The organism is Streptomyces sp. NPDC037288 (genome assembly GCF_055603265.1).
This window is the reverse complement of the sequence record NZ_JBVJVY010000005.1, coordinates 82,079-97,437: the sequence shown is the minus strand read 5'-3', so window position 1 is coordinate 97,437 and position 15,359 is coordinate 82,079. Positions and strand designations below refer to the sequence as shown.

Sequence of the window (15,359 nt, the reverse complement as noted above, 5' to 3'; positions counted from 1 at the left end):
CGACCAGCCACGATGGCGCCGCGGACGAACGACGGCACATCACGGCACTGCGAGCGGAGCGCTAGTGCACCGGCTCGGCCGGCACGTCTGCCTTCGGGGTGACGACGTGTCGCCGGGCCGGGAAGGCGTGACGCCGGCACGCGGCGACCGTCGCCAGCGCGAGAACCGCGGGCGTCAGCGCGGTCCAGGGCAGGGCTCCGGCGCCCAGCGCGTCCAGGGCCACGCCACCGGCGAGCGAACCGGCGGCGATACCCGCGTTGTACACCGTCGTCTGCAACGAGGTCGCCACATCGGCCTCGGCCGGACCCGAGGCGTCGACCAGTGCGGTCTGGATCAGCGTCGGCGCCCCGCCGAAGGCCGCACCCCACAGGGCCACCGCCCCGACCAGCAGCACATGCGCCCGCGCACCCAGGCCCAGCACCAGCAGCACCCCGGCGAACAGCACGAGCGCCGCGAGCAGCGTCGCCCGCAGATGCCGGTCGATCAGGACTCCGGTGACCCAGATCCCGGCCACCGTGGCCGTCCCGAACAGTGCCAGCAGCAGGCCCGTACGGCCGTACCCGGCATGCCGGGCGAACGGGGCGACGTAGGTGTACATCACCTGGTGCCCCAGCAGCAGGAACAGGGTCACCGAGAGCACCGGGCGGATCCCAGGGCGCAGGGCGACGCGGAGGAGCGGCACGCGCGCGTGCGGGGGTTCGCCGGGGAAACCGGGCACCCCGAGCCGTATCCAGGCCGCGAGCAGGACGGCGAGCGCGGCCAGTGTCCCGAAGGCCGCCCGCCAGCCCATCGCACCGGCCAGCGCGGTACCGGCGGGCACCCCGAGCGACAGGGCCAGGGTGATACCGGCGAGCACGATCGCGATGGCCCGCCCACGCCGATCGGCCGGCACCATCCGGGCCGCGTAACCGGCCAGCATCGCCCACAGTGTGCCGCCCATCGCGCCGGCCAGCAGCCGCGCCGCGAAGGTGAGCGGGTACGACGACGACAGCGCCACCAGTGCGTTGCTGACGGCGAAGCCCAGCAGGGCGCCGCACAGCACCGGCCGTCGCGGCAGCCCGCGCAGGGCCGCGGTGACCGGGACCGCGGCCAGGAAGGAGGCCGCCGCGTAGGCGGTGACGAGGAAGCCGATCCGGGACTCGGCGACCCCCAGCGGGGGCGCCATCGCGGGCAGCAGGCCGGCCGGGAGGAGTTCTGTGAGGACGGCGGTGAACGCCGCGCAGGACAGGGCGAGCAGCCCCGGCCAGGGCAGCGGGCCGCCCTTGACCTGGGAAGACGTGGAGGACAAGATCATGCGACCATGGTCGGAGCCTGACACCAGTGTGAAGGTCAAGCGCGGACCCGGAGGCAAGCATGCGGATCGGTGAACTGTCCCGTCGCACGGGTGTCGCCACCCGCCTGCTGCGCTACTACGAGGAACAGGATCTCCTCCACCCCGAACGCGCCGACAACGGCTACCGCAGCTACCCCGACTCCGCGGTCGCCGACGTCCAGCAGATCCGCGGCCTGCTGGACTCCGGCCTGACCACCGAGATGATCCGCGCGATCCTGCCGTACCTCTCCGGGCCCGGCGACCTCCACCCGCCCGCCGAGTGCGTGACCCCCGAGACGGCCGCCCTGCTCCAGGGGCACATCGAGCGCATCCAGTCCCGCATCGACTGCCTGGCCCGCAACCGCGACCGGCTCGGCGCCTACCTGGCCGCCGTACGGCCGGACACGCGGTAATCCCGTTGCCCGGCCGGAGCGCTCCTGCTGAGCTGGGTCCATGGACCACTCGGCGGTGCTCGCCCGCTACGACCGTGACATGCGCGAGAACGCGCCCCCCGACGGCCCCGGTGCCCGGACCGAACGGGCCGGCGCGGTCGTGCGCCAGGTCGCGGACGCGCACGGCTGGAACGGCGTGCTCTGGTCCGACCTGGACGCGGCGGGCGCGGACCGGGTGATCCAGGACCAGATCGCCCACTTCACGGGTCTCGGCCGCGACTTCGAGTGGAAGCTGTACGGCCACGACCGGCCGGAGGATCTCGGCGCCCGGCTCACCGCAGCCGGATTCCGGGCCGAGCCCGAGGAGACGCTGCTGATCGGCGAGACCGACCGGCTCGCCCTGGACGCCGAACCGCCGGCGGGCATCCGTCTCGTGCGGGTCACCGACCCGGCCGGCGTCGACCTCGTCGTGGGCGTCCACGAGAAGGCGTTCGGCGCCGACGGCACCCGGCTGCGGCACCGGCTGCTCGCCCGCCTGGCCGCCGACCCCGGCACGGTCGTCGCCGTGGTCGCCCTCGCCGGGGACGAACCCGTCAGCGCCGCCCGGATGGAGCTGGTGCCCGGCACCCGGTTCGCCGGGCTGTGGGGCGGCGGCACCGTCGAGGCCTTCCGGGGCCGGGGCGTCTACCGCGCCCTGGTCGCCCACCGTGCCCGCGTCGCCGCCGCCCACGGCTACCGCTACCTCCAGGTCGACGCCTCACCCATGAGCCGCCCGATCCTCGAGCGCCTCGGCTTCCACGCACTGAGCACCACGACTCCCTACCTGTACGGGAGTTGAAGCCGGCGTCAGTGCCGTACGCGGGCCCGGTCCAGCGCGGCGACACCCACCGCGGCCAGGGCGATCTGGAGGAACCACTCGATCCAGTCCGGCCCCTTGGTGTTCGCGACCCCGAACCCGGCGGCTATGGCCGAGCCCAGCAGCGCGGCCACGATGCCGACGACGATGGTCCACAGCATGCCGATGTGCTGGCGGCCGGGGACGACCAGGCGTCCCAGCACCCCGATGACGAGACCGATGACTATGGCACTGATGATGCCCGAGATCTCCATGTCCACCCCTTTGCATCGTGCTTCCCGCTCATCATCTGCCCGCTGTGGGCGAAGGCAGTCCGCTGCGCTTATTGCCGGGACTTTCTGTTCACCCGGCCTTCATGCCATGTACCTTTCAACTAATCGACGCGTGTAGAACCCTCAAGCGGGCTCTACGCGCGCAGACTTGGCGCCCGCACCGCCTCTCCCCACCCCTCATGGAGGTTCGCCGGATGCTTCGATCCAGGAGATCCCGCCACAGACTCACCACCGCCCTGGCCGGATTCGGGCTGCTGCTCACCGGGGCCGCGGTCCAGGCAGGCAGCGGGACCGCCGCCCACGCGGCGACCACGCACCGCATCCTGTTCGACAACGCCCACGCCGAGACGGCCGGAAACGCCGACTGGATCATCTCCACAAGTCAGCCCGACCCGCTCGGCCAGGACTCCTCCCCGTCGGCCGAGACGGACTGGACCGGCGCCCTGTCCTCCTGGGGCGTGGCGCTGCAGAAGACCGGTGGCTACAGCCTGAAGACGCTGCCGTCCGGATCCAGCCTCAGCTATGGCGGCTCGTCCTCGACCGACCTGTCGAACTTCGACACGCTGGTGCTTCCGGAGCCGAACACGCTGTTCACGAGCGCCGAGAAGACGGCGATCATGAACTTCGTCAAGAACGGCGGCGGTCTGTTCATGATCTCCGACCACACCGGGGCCGACCGCAACAACGACGGCCAGGACGCGGTCGAGATCCTCAACGACCTGATGACGAACAACAGCGTCGACTCCACCGACCCGTTCGGCTTCTCGATCGACTCGCTGAACATCACCTCCGGCTACCCGGCGGCGATCAGCGACAGCACCGACCCGGTCCTGCACGGCTCGTTCGGCACCGTCACCAAGAGTCTGATCGCCAACGGCACCACCGCCACCCTCAAGCCCGCCGACAACTCCTCCGTCAAGAGCCTGCTCTACCGCAGCGGCTACTCCGGCAACACCGGGGCCTTCTTCCTCACCAGCACCTTCGGCAGCGGCCGGGTCGCCTTCTGGGGCGACAGCTCCCCGATCGACGACGGCACCGGACAGTCCGGCAACACCCTGTACGACGGCTGGAACGACTCCGGCGCCACCAACGCGGCTCTCGCCCTCAACGCCACCGCCTGGCTGGCCGGTTCGGGCACCGGCGGCGGCAGCGGAGGCGGCGGTACAGGCAGCTGCACCGCCGCCCAGCTGCTGGTCAACCCGGGCTTCGAGTCCGGTGCCACCTCCTGGACCGCCTCCAGCGGTGTCATCAACAGCGACACCGGCGAGGCGGCCCGCACCGGCTCCTACAAGGCCTGGCTGAACGGATACGGTTCCGCCCACACCGACACGCTCTCCCAGCCGGTGACCGTCCCGGCCGCCTGCACGAGCGCGACTCTCTCCTTCTACCTGCACGTCGACACGGCGGAGACGACCACCTCGACGGCGTACGACACGCTCAAGGCACAGGTGGTCAACAGCAGCGGAACGGTGCTGTCCACGCTTGCGACCTACTCGAACCTGAACGCGGCGAGCGGATACACCCAGCGCAGCTTCAACCTCGCGGGCTACGCGGGCCAGACGGTCACGATCAAGTTCACCGGCACCGAGGGGTCCACCCTCCAGACGTCGTTCGTGATCGACGACACCGCGCTCAACGTGAGCTGAACCACGCGGGGGTGGGCCGTCCGGGCCCACCCCCCTCGGTCATGCCGCCGGCACGGTGGTCTGCGGAGTGTTCCAGCCGGAGACCCGCACACCCGGCGCCGAGCCGTGCAGATCGGCCGTCCGGTAGGTGGCCGTCAGCGTCACCGACTCGCCCGGCCACAGGCTCACCTCGTTGTCCGACCAGCGCACCGGCAGCACCGGCGTGCCCTGCCCGTCCACGAGGTGGACGTCCGTCAGCAGCGCCGGGGCCGTCCCGCTGCCCGTGTTCCGGAGGGTGACCGTCGTGGTCGAGGTGCCCTCCGACGACTCGGTGGCCGCCGTCGCCGACACCGGCACCCGCGCCATCGAGGCGAGCCCCTTCAGATCGGCGTAGCTCGTCGTCGGCGTGTAGTACCAGGTGGTGCCGTTCCAGTCGAGGGTGTCGGGCCGGGTGGAGAGCCAGTACACGTTCCGGCTCACCTCCTTGCCGTCCGCGCCCGTCAGAACCAGCCGGAGCAGATACGTCGGCGGCAGTCCGCTCACCGAGGACGGCAGGGTGAGCGCGGTGCTGTGCGCCCCGTCGCCGTTGACGCCCAGTCCGCTGACGGTCTTGTCGTACCTCCGCGTGCCGTCGGGGTCGAAGAGTGTGGCCCGTACGGTGAGTCCGGTCGCCGCGGCGTGCCGGTGGTTGACGACGACGACCGAGCGGTCGTCGTAGGAGTACTGGACGTGCAGCGGCTCGTTCGCCTTCTTCGCCCCGAAGTAGGCTCCGCCCTGGTCCAGGTAGCGATCCGTGAGCTGCCAGTGCAGGGAGGTCCAGCCGCTGTTGAACATCCAGTGGATGACGCCGGTCGAGGGCTTGGCGGAGTCCGTGGCGTTGCGGTCGTACGCCTCGAACTGGGCGCGGACGTTCTCGTACTGGGCCAGCTGGGCCTTGCCCACATAGTCGGCGAGGCTGGTGGGAGCGCCGTAGCGGCCGGTGAGGGCGGCGTCGTAGATCTTGAGCGTGCCGAAGACCGGGGACGGCGAGCGGTGGTACTGCTTGGCGTCCGGGTCCTTCCAGAGGGTGTCCAGTTCGGCGGGGGTCATCATGCGGCGCAGGGTGTCGAGGGTGGGGATGCTCGGTCCCGCGCTGGTCTCGGAGTTGAAGCCGGTGGCCCCGCCCTCGCGCTTGGCGTACCAGTAGCCGGGTGGCACCCAGTCGTACGGCCCCGTCATCTTCATGCCCGAGGCACCGAGTTGGGGCGAGGGCTTCTCCGAGGCGGCGGAGACCACCGGAAGGGGCCAGTCGGCGGCCTTCAGGGCGTCCAGGTAGGTCTTCTCGATCTTCGCGTCCGGTGCGAAGTCGCTGCCGATCAGGAAGGAGATCACGCTCGGGTGGCCGCGCAGCCGGGCGGCCTCGGCGGCCATGGACGCCTTCGCCACGGGGTAGTCGGCGTCGGTCCACTTGTCGCCGGTCTCGCCGCCGTTGACCTGGCCCTCCCACTTGTCGCAGCACTCCCAGCCGGGAAGGGTGAGGACGCCGTAGCGGTCGGCCAGGTCGAAGAACTCGTCCGGCTCCAGGTGCCCTTCCAGACGGATCGTGTTCAGGCCCAGGTCGAGGGCGTACTTCAGCCGGTCCTCGACATAGGTGCGGTCCCAGCGCAGGAACTCGTCCGGCGACCAGCCGCCGCCCTTGACCAGCAGCCTGCGGCCGTTGATCCGGTACCGGCGTGCGCCGTCGGCGTTCAGGGGCGCCTGGACGTCACGGATGCCGAAGGTCTCGTGCGCGGTGTCCGAGGTCGTACCGGCGACGGACGCGGTGACGTCGAGGTCGTACAGCGGCTGCCCGCCCATCCCGGCCGGCCACCACACCTTCGGCGAGGTGAGGCGCAGGCCCGGGACGTCGGCGGGGGAGAAGACGACGGTCTTCGTCTCGTGGGCGGCGAGCGGGACCTGCCGGGTGAACGTCGTGGCGCCGATGCGTCCGGTGATCTCGGCGGTGACCGCGGCGCCGGTGTCGTTGCGGGCCTGCGCCTTCACGGTCAGGTCGGCGGAGGCGAGCGACGGCACGGCCAGTTCGGTGACGACGTGCGCGTCGCGCAACGCCACCGGGCCGCCCCTGCGTACCACGACGTCCCGGACGATCCCCATGTTCCGGTCGGCCGGCGGCTGGAGCCAGTCGATCCAGCCCGTGGTGAGGTCCTTTTTCGGGTCGTTGGGCTGGACACGGAAGGCGACCGTGTTGGTGCCGGACCGGACCAGCGGGGTGATGTCCAGCTCGTGCCGGGGGTAGACGCCGGTGACGTCCGCGGCCTTTGCCGCCTGGTGGCCGTTGACATAGACGTCGGCCGCCGAGATCACCCCGCTGAAGTCGAGGAAGGTGCGCCGCGCGGTGTCCTCGACCGTGAAGTCGGAGCGGTACCACCAGGGGACCTGGAAGTCCGCCTTCGGGATCTTCTGCTGGTTGGTGGAGTAGAACGGGTCGGCGTACACGCCGTCGGCGAGCAGCGCGGCCAGGACCGTCGAGCGGGGGCCCGCCGGGAACCAGTTCCTGGCCGGATAGCCGGGGGAGGAGACGACCGCCGGCGCGTCGCTCACCTTCGCCGCGGACTGGATGGCGTATCCCTGGAGGGGGGTTCCGGTGCCGGCCGCCGACGGGACGCGGGTGGCCGGGACGGGACCGTGCGGCGCCGGCTGATGCCGGGAGCCGGCCCACGCGCCGCTGGTCAGGGAGCCGAGCAGGCCGAGGACCAGCGCGGTGACGGCGCATCGGCGTCCGGGGGCGGGGCGAGAGTACATGGCAGAGCTCCGGCCTTGTAAAGTTAGGAAACTTTACTAACTCGGTTCAAGCTAGGGCGCCGTGCGGGCCGTGTCAATGACCGTCGGCCCGCGCATTGTTCGACCCGTCAGTTTCCGGCCGCCCTGTGCTCGAACACCAGGTCGCGGGCCGTGTCCAACGCCGTGGCGACCGCGCCGAGCAGCACCGCGTCCTCGCCGAGCCGGCTCGGCGCGATCCGCGGGCGCAGCGGGGTGAGGGCGCGCACCCGCTCCTGGACCGGGCGCAGCAGCAGGTCGATGCTGTGGCCGACGCCGCCGCCGAGCACGACCAGATCCGGGTCGAGCACGGCGGCGGCCGCCGCCACGGTGTACGCGATCCGCTCGCCCTCCAGCTCCACCGCCCGTGCGGCGGCCGGGTGACCCTGCCGGGCCGCGTCGAAGACCGCCTTCGCCGTGAGCTGCCCGCTCATCCCGAACTCCCGGGCGGCCTCCACCACGGCCACCCCGGACACCGCGTCCTCCAGTCGCTCCGGCTTCTGCCGGCCCGGCCAGGGCAGGAAGCCGATCTCGCCGGCCAGTCCGTGCGCCCCCGTGAACAGCCGCCCGTCGCTGACGACACCCATGCCGAGTCCGGTGCCGATCAGGATGTACGCGAACAGCCGGCTGCCCCTGCCGACGCCGTACGCGTACTCGCCGAGCGCGGCGAGATTGGCGTCGTTGTGCACCTCCAGCGGCACGCCCAGTTCCCCGCGCATCCGGTCGACGAGCCCCGCGCGGCCCCAGCCGGGCAGATGCATCGCGTACCGCACCCGCCGCTGCTTAGCGTCGTAGACGCCGGGCGTGCCGACCACGCCGTGCACCACCCCGGCCGGGTCCACGCCCGAATTCGCGATCACCTGGCGGGCGGTGCCCACGACCAGGTCGGCGAGGGCGGCGGAGGCGCGGGCCCGGTTGCGTACGTCGGACCGGGCGACGACCGTGCCGTCCAGGTCGGCCACCGCCACCCGCAGCCAGCCCCGGCCGATGTCCACGCCGAGCGCGTATCCGGCGGCCGGGTCGGGGGCGTAGAGCACGGCGGTGCGTCCGCGCTCCGGGGCGTGCGTCCCGACCTCGTGCACCAGGCCGGCCGACTCCAGGGAGGCCAGCGCGCTGGAGACCGTCGGCTTCGACAGGCCGGTCTCGCGGGCGAGCTGGGCGCGCGAGGCGGCGCCGAGGGTGCGCAGCCGGTCCAGCAGCAGCCGCTCGTTGGCGCTGCGCAGCCGCCGGCGGCTCCAGGGCTGTTCCTGCTGCTCTTCGACGTCGCTGGCGGTCATCGGACCATTCTCAGGTATTCCCGGCGCATACTTGACGCCCCTAGTAAGGCTCCTTAACTTTATCGGCCAGTCAGCCCGCCGGGTGCCGTCGAGGCCGCCCGTGGCGTCAGGAGTCCCCATGTCCGGTAGTCCGCCACCCGCGGGTGGCTTCGTCCGCCGTGTCGGCCTGTTCCAGGCCACGGCCATCAACATGAGCCAGATGTGCGGCATCGGCCCGTTCGTCACGATCCCGCTGATGGTCACCGCCTTCGGCGGCCCGCAGGCGGTCATCGGGTTTGTCGCGGGTGCCGTCCTCGCGCTGTGCGACGGCCTGGTCTGGGCCGAGCTGGGCGCCGCGATGCCCGGCTCCGGCGGCAGTTACGTCTATCTGCGCCAGGCCTTCCAGTACCGCACGGGCCGGCTGATGCCGTTCCTGTTCGTGTGGACGGCGATGCTCTTCATCCCGCTGATCATGTCCACGGGCGTGGTCGGTTTCGTGCAGTACCTGGGCTATCTGGCCCCCGGTCTCGGACAGACGGCGGGCGACCTGGTCGGCCTCGGCGTCATCGCCCTGGTCGTGCTCCTGCTCTGGCGCGGCATCGAGCACATCGCCCGGATCACCACCGTGATGTGGACCGTGATGATCGCCTCGGTGCTCCTGGTGATCGCCGCCGCGGCCACCGACTTCAGTCCCCACCTGGCCTTCACCTACCCGTCGGGCGCCTTCGACCTGACGAGCGACCACTTCTGGCTCGGCTTCGCCGCGGGGCTGACCATCGGCATCTACGACTACCTCGGCTACAACACCACCGCGTACATGGGCGCCGAGATCAAGGACCCCGGCCGTACGCTCCCGCGCTCGATCCTGTTCTCCATCCTCGGCATCATGGCGATCTACCTGCTGCTGCAGATCGGCACCCTCGGCGTCGTCGACTGGTCCCGGATGGCCGACCCGCACGACATCGCCTCCACCTCGGTCGCCTCCGCGGTGCTGGAGAAGACCTGGGGCGAGGGCGCCGCCGACACGGTCACCGTGCTGATTCTGATCACGGCCTTCGCCTCGGTCTTCACCGGCCTGCTCGGCGGTTCCCGGGTGCCCTACGACGCCGCCCGCGACCGCGTCTTCTTCCGGCCGTACGAGAAGCTGCACCCGCGGCACCGCTTCCCGGTGCTGGGTCTGGCGACCATGGGTGTGATCACCGCCGTCGGCTTCCTGATCGGCCGTCACACCGACCTCGCCACCCTGATCCAGCTGCTGACCACGGTGATGGTCATCGTCCAGGCGCTCGCCCAGATCGTGGCGCTGACCGTGCTGCGCCGACGGCGGCCGGACCTGCGCCGCCCGTACCGGATGTGGCTCTACCCCCTGCCGAGCATCCTCGCCTTCGCCGGCTGGTGCGTGATCTACGGCTATGCCGACAAGAACTCCCCGGGCCGCCACCCCATCGAGTGGTCCCTGGCCTGGCTGGCCCTCGGCTGTGTGGCCTTCGTCGTCTGGGCGCGGCTCGAGAGGGTGTGGCCGTTCGGCGCAAGGGAGATCAGCGAGGAGTACAAGGTCCTTGAGATGAGCTAGCTGTGTTGTCCGGAGAGGTTGGTGACGCGGCAGTCTTCGGTGTGCGATCAGAGGACGACACCGGGTTGGACAGGGCCTTCAAGGCGCTGGCCGACGACACGCGCCGGCGCCTGCCGGACCGGCTCCACGAGAACAACGGCCAGACGCTGGGCGAACTGTGCGAGCGCATCGCCATGACGCGCCAGTCGGTCACCCAGCATCTGGCCGTCCTGGAGGCCGCCCACCTGATCAGCGCGGTGCGGCGGGGGCGGGAGAAGCTGCACTACCTCAACCCCGTGCCGCTCCAGGAGATCCAGGAGCGGTGGATCGACAAGTTCGAGCGCCCGCGCCTGGGCGCGCTCGGAGCCCTGAAGCGACGAGCCGAGTAAGCCATGACCGACAAGCCGGGTTTCGTGTACGTCACCTACATCGCGAGCACGCCCGGGAAGGTCTGGGAGGCGCTCACCGACGCCGACCTGACGGCCGCCTACTGGGGTCATCGCAACGAGTCCGACTGGCGACCGGGCTCCCGCTGGGCGCACGTACGCACCGACGGTTCCGGAACCGCCGACGTGGTCGGCCGGGTGGTGGAGAGCGAACCGCCGGTCCGGCTGGTCACCACCTGGGCCGCGCCCGACCAGGAGAACCGGGCGGACCGGCACTCCCGCGTCACCTTCGAGATCAGCCCGTACGAGGACATCGTGCGGCTGACCGTGGTCCACGAGGACCTCAACGACGAGGGCGAGCGTTCGGACGTCGCGTCCGGCTGGCCGGCCGTGCTGTCCAACCTCAAGTCGCTGCTGGAGACCGGCCGCACGCTGCCGCAGGAGCCCTGGCTGGTGCCGGGACGCTGAGCGGGCGCCGGGAGGCCGGTCCGCCCGCGCGGACCGGCCTGCCTCCTGTGTGTCTTCCTTTCCTCGCGTCTCTGGTTACGGCCTGGGCGTGCTCCTGGCCGCCGTGCCGGCACAGACGAGTCCGAGCGCGAGTGCCAGTGCGCCGATGACGATGTTGTTGATGATCACGCCCGCGTCCGGGCCGCTGCCCACGATCCACGGGGCGATGATCATCCAGATGCCCATGGCGCACATGGCCCAGCTGAGGCCGTACATCCGCTCGGGAGCCCGGGTGAATCCCAGTGCCAGCAGCCCTATGGCGATACCCAGGATCAGGTTGTGCGTCATGAGGGCGGGCTGGCTCGCCGTGTAGTGCACTATCCACGGAGATGCCGCGCAGTACAGGCCGACCAGGAAGACCGGCCCGTCCACGAGCGCCACATCACGACCGCCGAGCATGCGGGCGTAGCGTGCCCGCATTTCGGAGACATCGGGGTGGGTCGTCATATCACCCCTGTGCGAGACGTTGGCCATGACTCGTCTCCTTTTTGACTTTGCAGGCCAGACCGCGTCTGGTGCGGTGTGCGGATACCACCGCATGTTCCCAGTTTGCTCTTATTTATTCTTTATGTGTAGACCCGTGAGGGTGAGCGGGTGAGCACCGACTCCGCGTGGCGGCGCTGCAGCATGAGCAGCACCCGGGTGGTGTCGTGGGCGATCGGCCGGCAGGTGATCGTGCCGGACCGCTCCAGCGGATCCCCGGCGACGCTGAGGTCCGGCAGCACGGCCGCCCCCAGCCCCTCGGCCGGTGTACGTACCGGTGCGTCACGTATCCGGCGCGCATCGCGATCAGCGGCACGCCGGGCAGGTCCTCGGCACCGACCGCGGGAAGTGAGGCCGGTGGGGCTGTCCGGGCACACACACCACCGGCCGGCCGCTCAGCAGCTGCGTGCACTCCATGCCCGCGGGCACCTCGTCGCCGTCGAGGTGGTTGACCAGCCCCAGATCGAAACCGCCCTCCACGAGGCCGCGCCGGATCTCCACGTGGCGCCCGACCGCTTACGCTCCAGCAGATCGACCCCGAGTTCCCGCTCCAGGTTGCGTACCGTCTCACTCAACGCCGGCTGGGACGCAGTTCGTCAGCCGCCCGGCGCAGTTAGCCGAGCCGGGTCACGGCCGCTGTGTATTCCAGCTGTTCGGTCCGCACCGGCGCAGAATGCGGGGCGCCAAGGACCCGGTTCAAGAGTTTTCCCGTCACACCTTCGTGAAATTCAATGGTCCGGGATACGAGACCGGTCGGGTTTTCCTTGACGGTCCTCCCCGGCGGCTGCCACGATCGTCGGCATGACGATGCGACTGGACCTTACGCGGCGACGCCATGTCGACCTCGCGCGCGTTTCCAGCGCCTCCTGTTGCGCCGCGGCCTGATCGCCCGACTCCTCCGCCGATCCGCCGCTCTCCGCTCCACTCCGGTACCCCCTGAATTCCCTCTTCGTTCCGTGGAATTCGGCATGCCCGGAAAACGTCACCGAGCAATTCCGCACCAGGAGTTCCGCATGCCCGCAGCGCCCGTGAAATTCGCCTACTGGGTCCCCAATGTCAGCGGGGGACTCGTCACCAGCACGATCGAACAGCGCACCGACTGGGGTTACGACTACAACCGCGAACTCGCCGTACTCGCCGAGAACAACGGGTTCGAGTACGCCCTCAGCCAGGTCCGCTACACGGCCAGCTACGGCGCCGAGTACCAGCACGAGTCGACCGGCTTCAGCCTGGCCCTGCTGCTGGCCACCGAGCGCCTGAAGGTCATCGCCGCCGTCCACCCCGGACTGTGGCACCCCGGTGTCCTCGCCAAACTGGGCGCCACCGCCGACCACTTGTCGGCCGGCCGCTTCGCCGTGAACGTCGTGTCCGGCTGGTTCAAGGGCGAGTTCACCGCGCTCGGCGAGCCCTGGCTGGAGCACGACGAGCGCTACCGTCGCTCGGAGGAGTTCATCACCGCCCTGCGGAAGATCTGGACCGAGGACCACGCCGAACTCGCCGGTGACTTCTACCGGTTGCGTGACTTCACCCTCAAGCCCAAGCCCCTCAACACCCCCGAACGCCCGCACCCGGAGATCTTCCAGGGCGGCAACTCCACGGCCGCCCGGCGGATGGCGGGCCGGGTCTCCGACTGGTACTTCTCCAACGGCAAGGACTTCGACGGGGTCGTCGACCAGGTCGAGGACGTCCGCGTCTTTGCCGCCCAAGCCGGCCGCAAGGCACCGGGGTTCGGCCTCAACGGTTTCCTCATCGCCCGCGACACCGAGGCCGAGGCCCGCGAGACCCTCCGCGAGATCGTCGCGAAGGCCGACACCGAGGCGGTCGAGGGCTTCGGTGCCGCCGTGCGGCAGGCGGGTCAGTCCACGGCCGACAGGAAGGGCATGTGGCAGGACTCCGCCTTCGAGGACCTGGTGCAGTACAACGACGGCTTCCGCACCGGGCTCATCGGCACCCCGGAGCAGATCGCGGAGCGCATCGTCGCCTACAAGAAGCTCGGCGTCGATCTCTTCCTGCTCGGCTTCCTGCACTACCACGAGGAGGTCGAGTACTTCGGCAAGCGGGTGCTGCCGCTCGTACGGGAGCTGGAGGCCCAACTGCCCGACGGCGACCCGGAGTCCGTGCCCGCGAGCATCTGACCGACCCCGTTCCGCACCGCACCGCAGAAAAAGAGGTACCCATGGCCACCGTCCTGTCCGTCTCCGGCAGCCCCTCCGCCTCCTCCCGCACGGGCCGCCTGCTGCGCCACCTGGACCAGCGGCTGATCGCCCAGGGACACGAGGTGATTCCGCTCGACGTCCGCACCATCCCCGGCGAGGCCCTGCTCGGGGCGGACGTCCGGCATCCCGCGATCGCCGAGGCCGCCGAGCTGTTCGCCCGTGCCGACGGCGTCCTGATCGGCACACCCATCTACAAGGCGTCGTACTCCGGTGTCCTGAAGGCGCTGCTGGATCTGCTCCCGCAGTACGCGCTCACCGGCAAGACCGTGCTGCCGCTCGCCACCGGAGGCTCGACCGCGCATGTCCTCGCCATCGACTACGCACTGCGTCCGGTGCTGCACTCCATGGGCGCCGCCCATGTCGTCCAGGGCTGGTTCACCCTCGACAAGGACATCACCGTACGGGAGGACGGCTCACTGACCGTCGCCGCGGCCACCGCCGAGGCGCTGGGCCACGTGGTGGACCAGTTCTCCGCCGTCCTCGACCGCGCCCCGGTGCTGGTGGCGGCGAGCTGACCGCCATGCCCGCACACATCATCGCCGACGACACCGAGGCGCTCGCCGTCGCCGGGGCCCTGGCCACGGAGTTCCGCGCCGGGGCCGCCGAGCGGGACGCCGGGCGGCGGCTGCCACGGGCCGAGCTGGACCGCCTGTCCGCCTCCGGGCTGCTCGCCGTGACCGTGCCCGCCGAGCACGGCGGCGCCGATGTAGGCGCCGGGACCCTGGCGGAGATCTTCCGGCTGCTCGGCTCGGCCGACGCCAGCCTCGCCCAGATCCCGCAGAGCCACTTCGCCTACGTCAACGTGATCCGTCGCCAGGGGACCGAGGAGCAGCGGAAGTTCTTCTTCGCCGAGCTGCTGGCCGGCCGCCGGCTCGGCAACGCCCAGTCCGAGGCCGGCACCAGGCACGTCCAGGACATCCGCACCCGCCTGGAACCCCAGCGCGACGGTTCGTACCTGCTGACCGGCGTCAAGCACTACTGCACCGGTGCCCTGTTCGCCGACTGGATCCCGGTGCTGGCCCGCGCCGAGGGCGACGACCCGCATGTCGCCTACGTCCCCCGGGACGCCCCCGGTGTGACGGTGGTCGACGACTGGGACGGCATGGGCCAGCGGACGACCGCGAGCGGTACCGTCCGCCTGGACGCCGTCCCCGTGCCCGCCGACCGTGTCCTGCCGCACCATCTCACCTTCCAGGGTCCGCAACTCCACGGCGCCCTCGCCCAGTTGTTGCACGCGGCCATCGACGCCGGCATCGCCTGGGGAGCGCTCACGGAGGCGGCCGAGTTCGTCCGCACCAGGAGCCGCCCCTGGTTCGAGAGCGGAGCCGAGACCGCGGCCGAGGACCCGCTCCTCGTGCAGCGCTTCGGCGAACTCGGTCTCCAGGTGCGGACGGCCGAGGCGCTGCTGAAGGAGGCCGCACGCGCGGTCGACGTGGCCCGCGCCCACCTCACCGACGACTCGGCGGCCGAAGCCTCCCTCGCCGTGGCCGCCGCCAAGGTGCGCTCGGCCGAGGCCGCGGTGGAGGTGGCGAGCGCCCTGTTCGAGGTGGCCGGCACCCGGTCGGCGCTGAACTCGCTGAACCTGCACCGCCATTGGCGCGACGCCCGCACCCACAGCCTGCACGACCCGGCCCGCTGGAAGATCCAGCACATCGGCCGGTACGTGCTCAACGGAACCCGGCCGCCCCGGCACGGCCTGCTCTAAC

General features: G+C 70.9%; 13 protein-coding genes and 2 pseudogenes. 9 read left to right on the top strand and 6 right to left on the bottom strand.

The window, feature by feature from the left end:
- Positions 1 to 61: 61 nt before the first annotated feature.
- A complete protein-coding gene (locus tag ACZ7GZ_RS07900) occupies positions 62 to 1,294 on the bottom strand; it encodes an MFS transporter (RefSeq protein WP_471021919.1) in 1,233 nt (410 codons plus the stop codon).
- A 59-nt stretch (positions 1,295 to 1,353) separates the two neighbouring features.
- Between ACZ7GZ_RS07900 and ACZ7GZ_RS07895 the strand changes: the two genes are divergently transcribed.
- Entirely contained in the window at positions 1,354 to 1,725 is a 372-nt protein-coding gene (locus ACZ7GZ_RS07895) for a MerR family transcriptional regulator (protein WP_471021918.1), read from the top strand.
- A gap of 40 nt (positions 1,726 to 1,765) precedes the next feature.
- A complete protein-coding gene (locus tag ACZ7GZ_RS07890) occupies positions 1,766 to 2,542 on the top strand; it encodes a GNAT family N-acetyltransferase (RefSeq protein ID WP_471021916.1) in 777 nt (258 codons plus the stop codon).
- Between the two features lie 8 nt (positions 2,543 to 2,550).
- Here ACZ7GZ_RS07890 and ACZ7GZ_RS07885 read toward each other — a convergent pair whose 3' ends face one another.
- On the bottom strand, positions 2,551 to 2,814 hold the full coding sequence (locus tag ACZ7GZ_RS07885; RefSeq protein WP_471021914.1) for a GlsB/YeaQ/YmgE family stress response membrane protein: 264 nt from the start codon (positions 2,812 to 2,814) through the stop codon (positions 2,551 to 2,553).
- Between the two features lie 212 nt (positions 2,815 to 3,026).
- Here ACZ7GZ_RS07885 and ACZ7GZ_RS07880 point away from each other — a divergent pair, with 212 nt between their 5' ends.
- Complete coding sequence (locus ACZ7GZ_RS07880) at positions 3,027 to 4,478, top strand: hydrolase (protein WP_471021912.1); 1,452 nt, start codon at positions 3,027 to 3,029, stop codon at positions 4,476 to 4,478.
- Between the two features lie 39 nt (positions 4,479 to 4,517).
- Here the strand turns inward: ACZ7GZ_RS07880 and ACZ7GZ_RS07875 are convergent, their stop codons facing one another.
- Together ACZ7GZ_RS07875 and ACZ7GZ_RS07870 are read right to left on the bottom strand one after the other, a co-directional pair.
- The gene (locus tag ACZ7GZ_RS07875; protein ID WP_471021910.1) at positions 4,518 to 7,238 is read right to left on the bottom strand and encodes a glycoside hydrolase family 2 protein; all 2,721 of its coding nucleotides are present in this window, start codon (positions 7,236 to 7,238) and stop codon (positions 4,518 to 4,520) included.
- A 107-nt stretch (positions 7,239 to 7,345) separates the two neighbouring features.
- The gene (locus ACZ7GZ_RS07870) at positions 7,346 to 8,530 is read right to left on the bottom strand and encodes an ROK family transcriptional regulator (protein ID WP_471021909.1); all 1,185 of its coding nucleotides are present in this window, start codon (positions 8,528 to 8,530) and stop codon (positions 7,346 to 7,348) included.
- Between the two features lie 118 nt (positions 8,531 to 8,648).
- On the opposite strand from ACZ7GZ_RS07870, the gene ACZ7GZ_RS07865 reads away from it, so the two are divergent.
- Both ACZ7GZ_RS07865 and ACZ7GZ_RS07860 read left to right on the top strand, forming a co-directional pair.
- On the top strand, positions 8,649 to 10,082 hold the full coding sequence (locus ACZ7GZ_RS07865; protein ID WP_471021908.1) for an APC family permease: 1,434 nt from the start codon (positions 8,649 to 8,651) through the stop codon (positions 10,080 to 10,082).
- A 65-nt stretch (positions 10,083 to 10,147) separates the two neighbouring features.
- Positions 10,148 to 10,915: pseudogene (locus tag ACZ7GZ_RS07860) on the top strand (ArsR/SmtB family transcription factor).
- Positions 10,916 to 10,990: 75 nt separating this feature from the next.
- On the opposite strand, the gene ACZ7GZ_RS07855 reads toward ACZ7GZ_RS07860, so the two are convergent.
- Together ACZ7GZ_RS07855 and ACZ7GZ_RS07850 are read right to left on the bottom strand one after the other, a co-directional pair.
- A complete protein-coding gene (locus ACZ7GZ_RS07855) occupies positions 10,991 to 11,428 on the bottom strand; it encodes an SPW repeat protein (protein ID WP_471021907.1) in 438 nt (145 codons plus the stop codon).
- Positions 11,429 to 11,520: 92 nt separating this feature from the next.
- Positions 11,521 to 12,050: pseudogene (locus ACZ7GZ_RS07850) on the bottom strand (LysR family transcriptional regulator).
- Between the two features lie 188 nt (positions 12,051 to 12,238).
- Between ACZ7GZ_RS07850 and ACZ7GZ_RS07845 the strand changes: the two are divergent.
- From ACZ7GZ_RS07845 to ACZ7GZ_RS07830, 4 genes are all read left to right on the top strand, one after another.
- Entirely contained in the window at positions 12,239 to 12,322 is an 84-nt protein-coding gene (locus tag ACZ7GZ_RS07845) for a putative leader peptide (RefSeq protein WP_356032329.1), read from the top strand.
- Positions 12,323 to 12,450: 128 nt separating this feature from the next.
- The gene (gene sfnG, locus ACZ7GZ_RS07840; protein ID WP_471021905.1) at positions 12,451 to 13,572 is read left to right on the top strand and encodes a dimethylsulfone monooxygenase SfnG; all 1,122 of its coding nucleotides are present in this window, start codon (positions 12,451 to 12,453) and stop codon (positions 13,570 to 13,572) included.
- Between the two features lie 41 nt (positions 13,573 to 13,613).
- Entirely contained in the window at positions 13,614 to 14,168 is a 555-nt protein-coding gene (gene ssuE / locus ACZ7GZ_RS07835) for an NADPH-dependent FMN reductase (RefSeq protein WP_471021904.1), read from the top strand.
- Positions 14,169 to 14,173: 5 nt separating this feature from the next.
- The gene (locus ACZ7GZ_RS07830) at positions 14,174 to 15,358 is read left to right on the top strand and encodes an SfnB family sulfur acquisition oxidoreductase (protein ID WP_471021903.1); all 1,185 of its coding nucleotides are present in this window, start codon (positions 14,174 to 14,176) and stop codon (positions 15,356 to 15,358) included.
- Position 15,359: the final 1 nt, after the last annotated feature.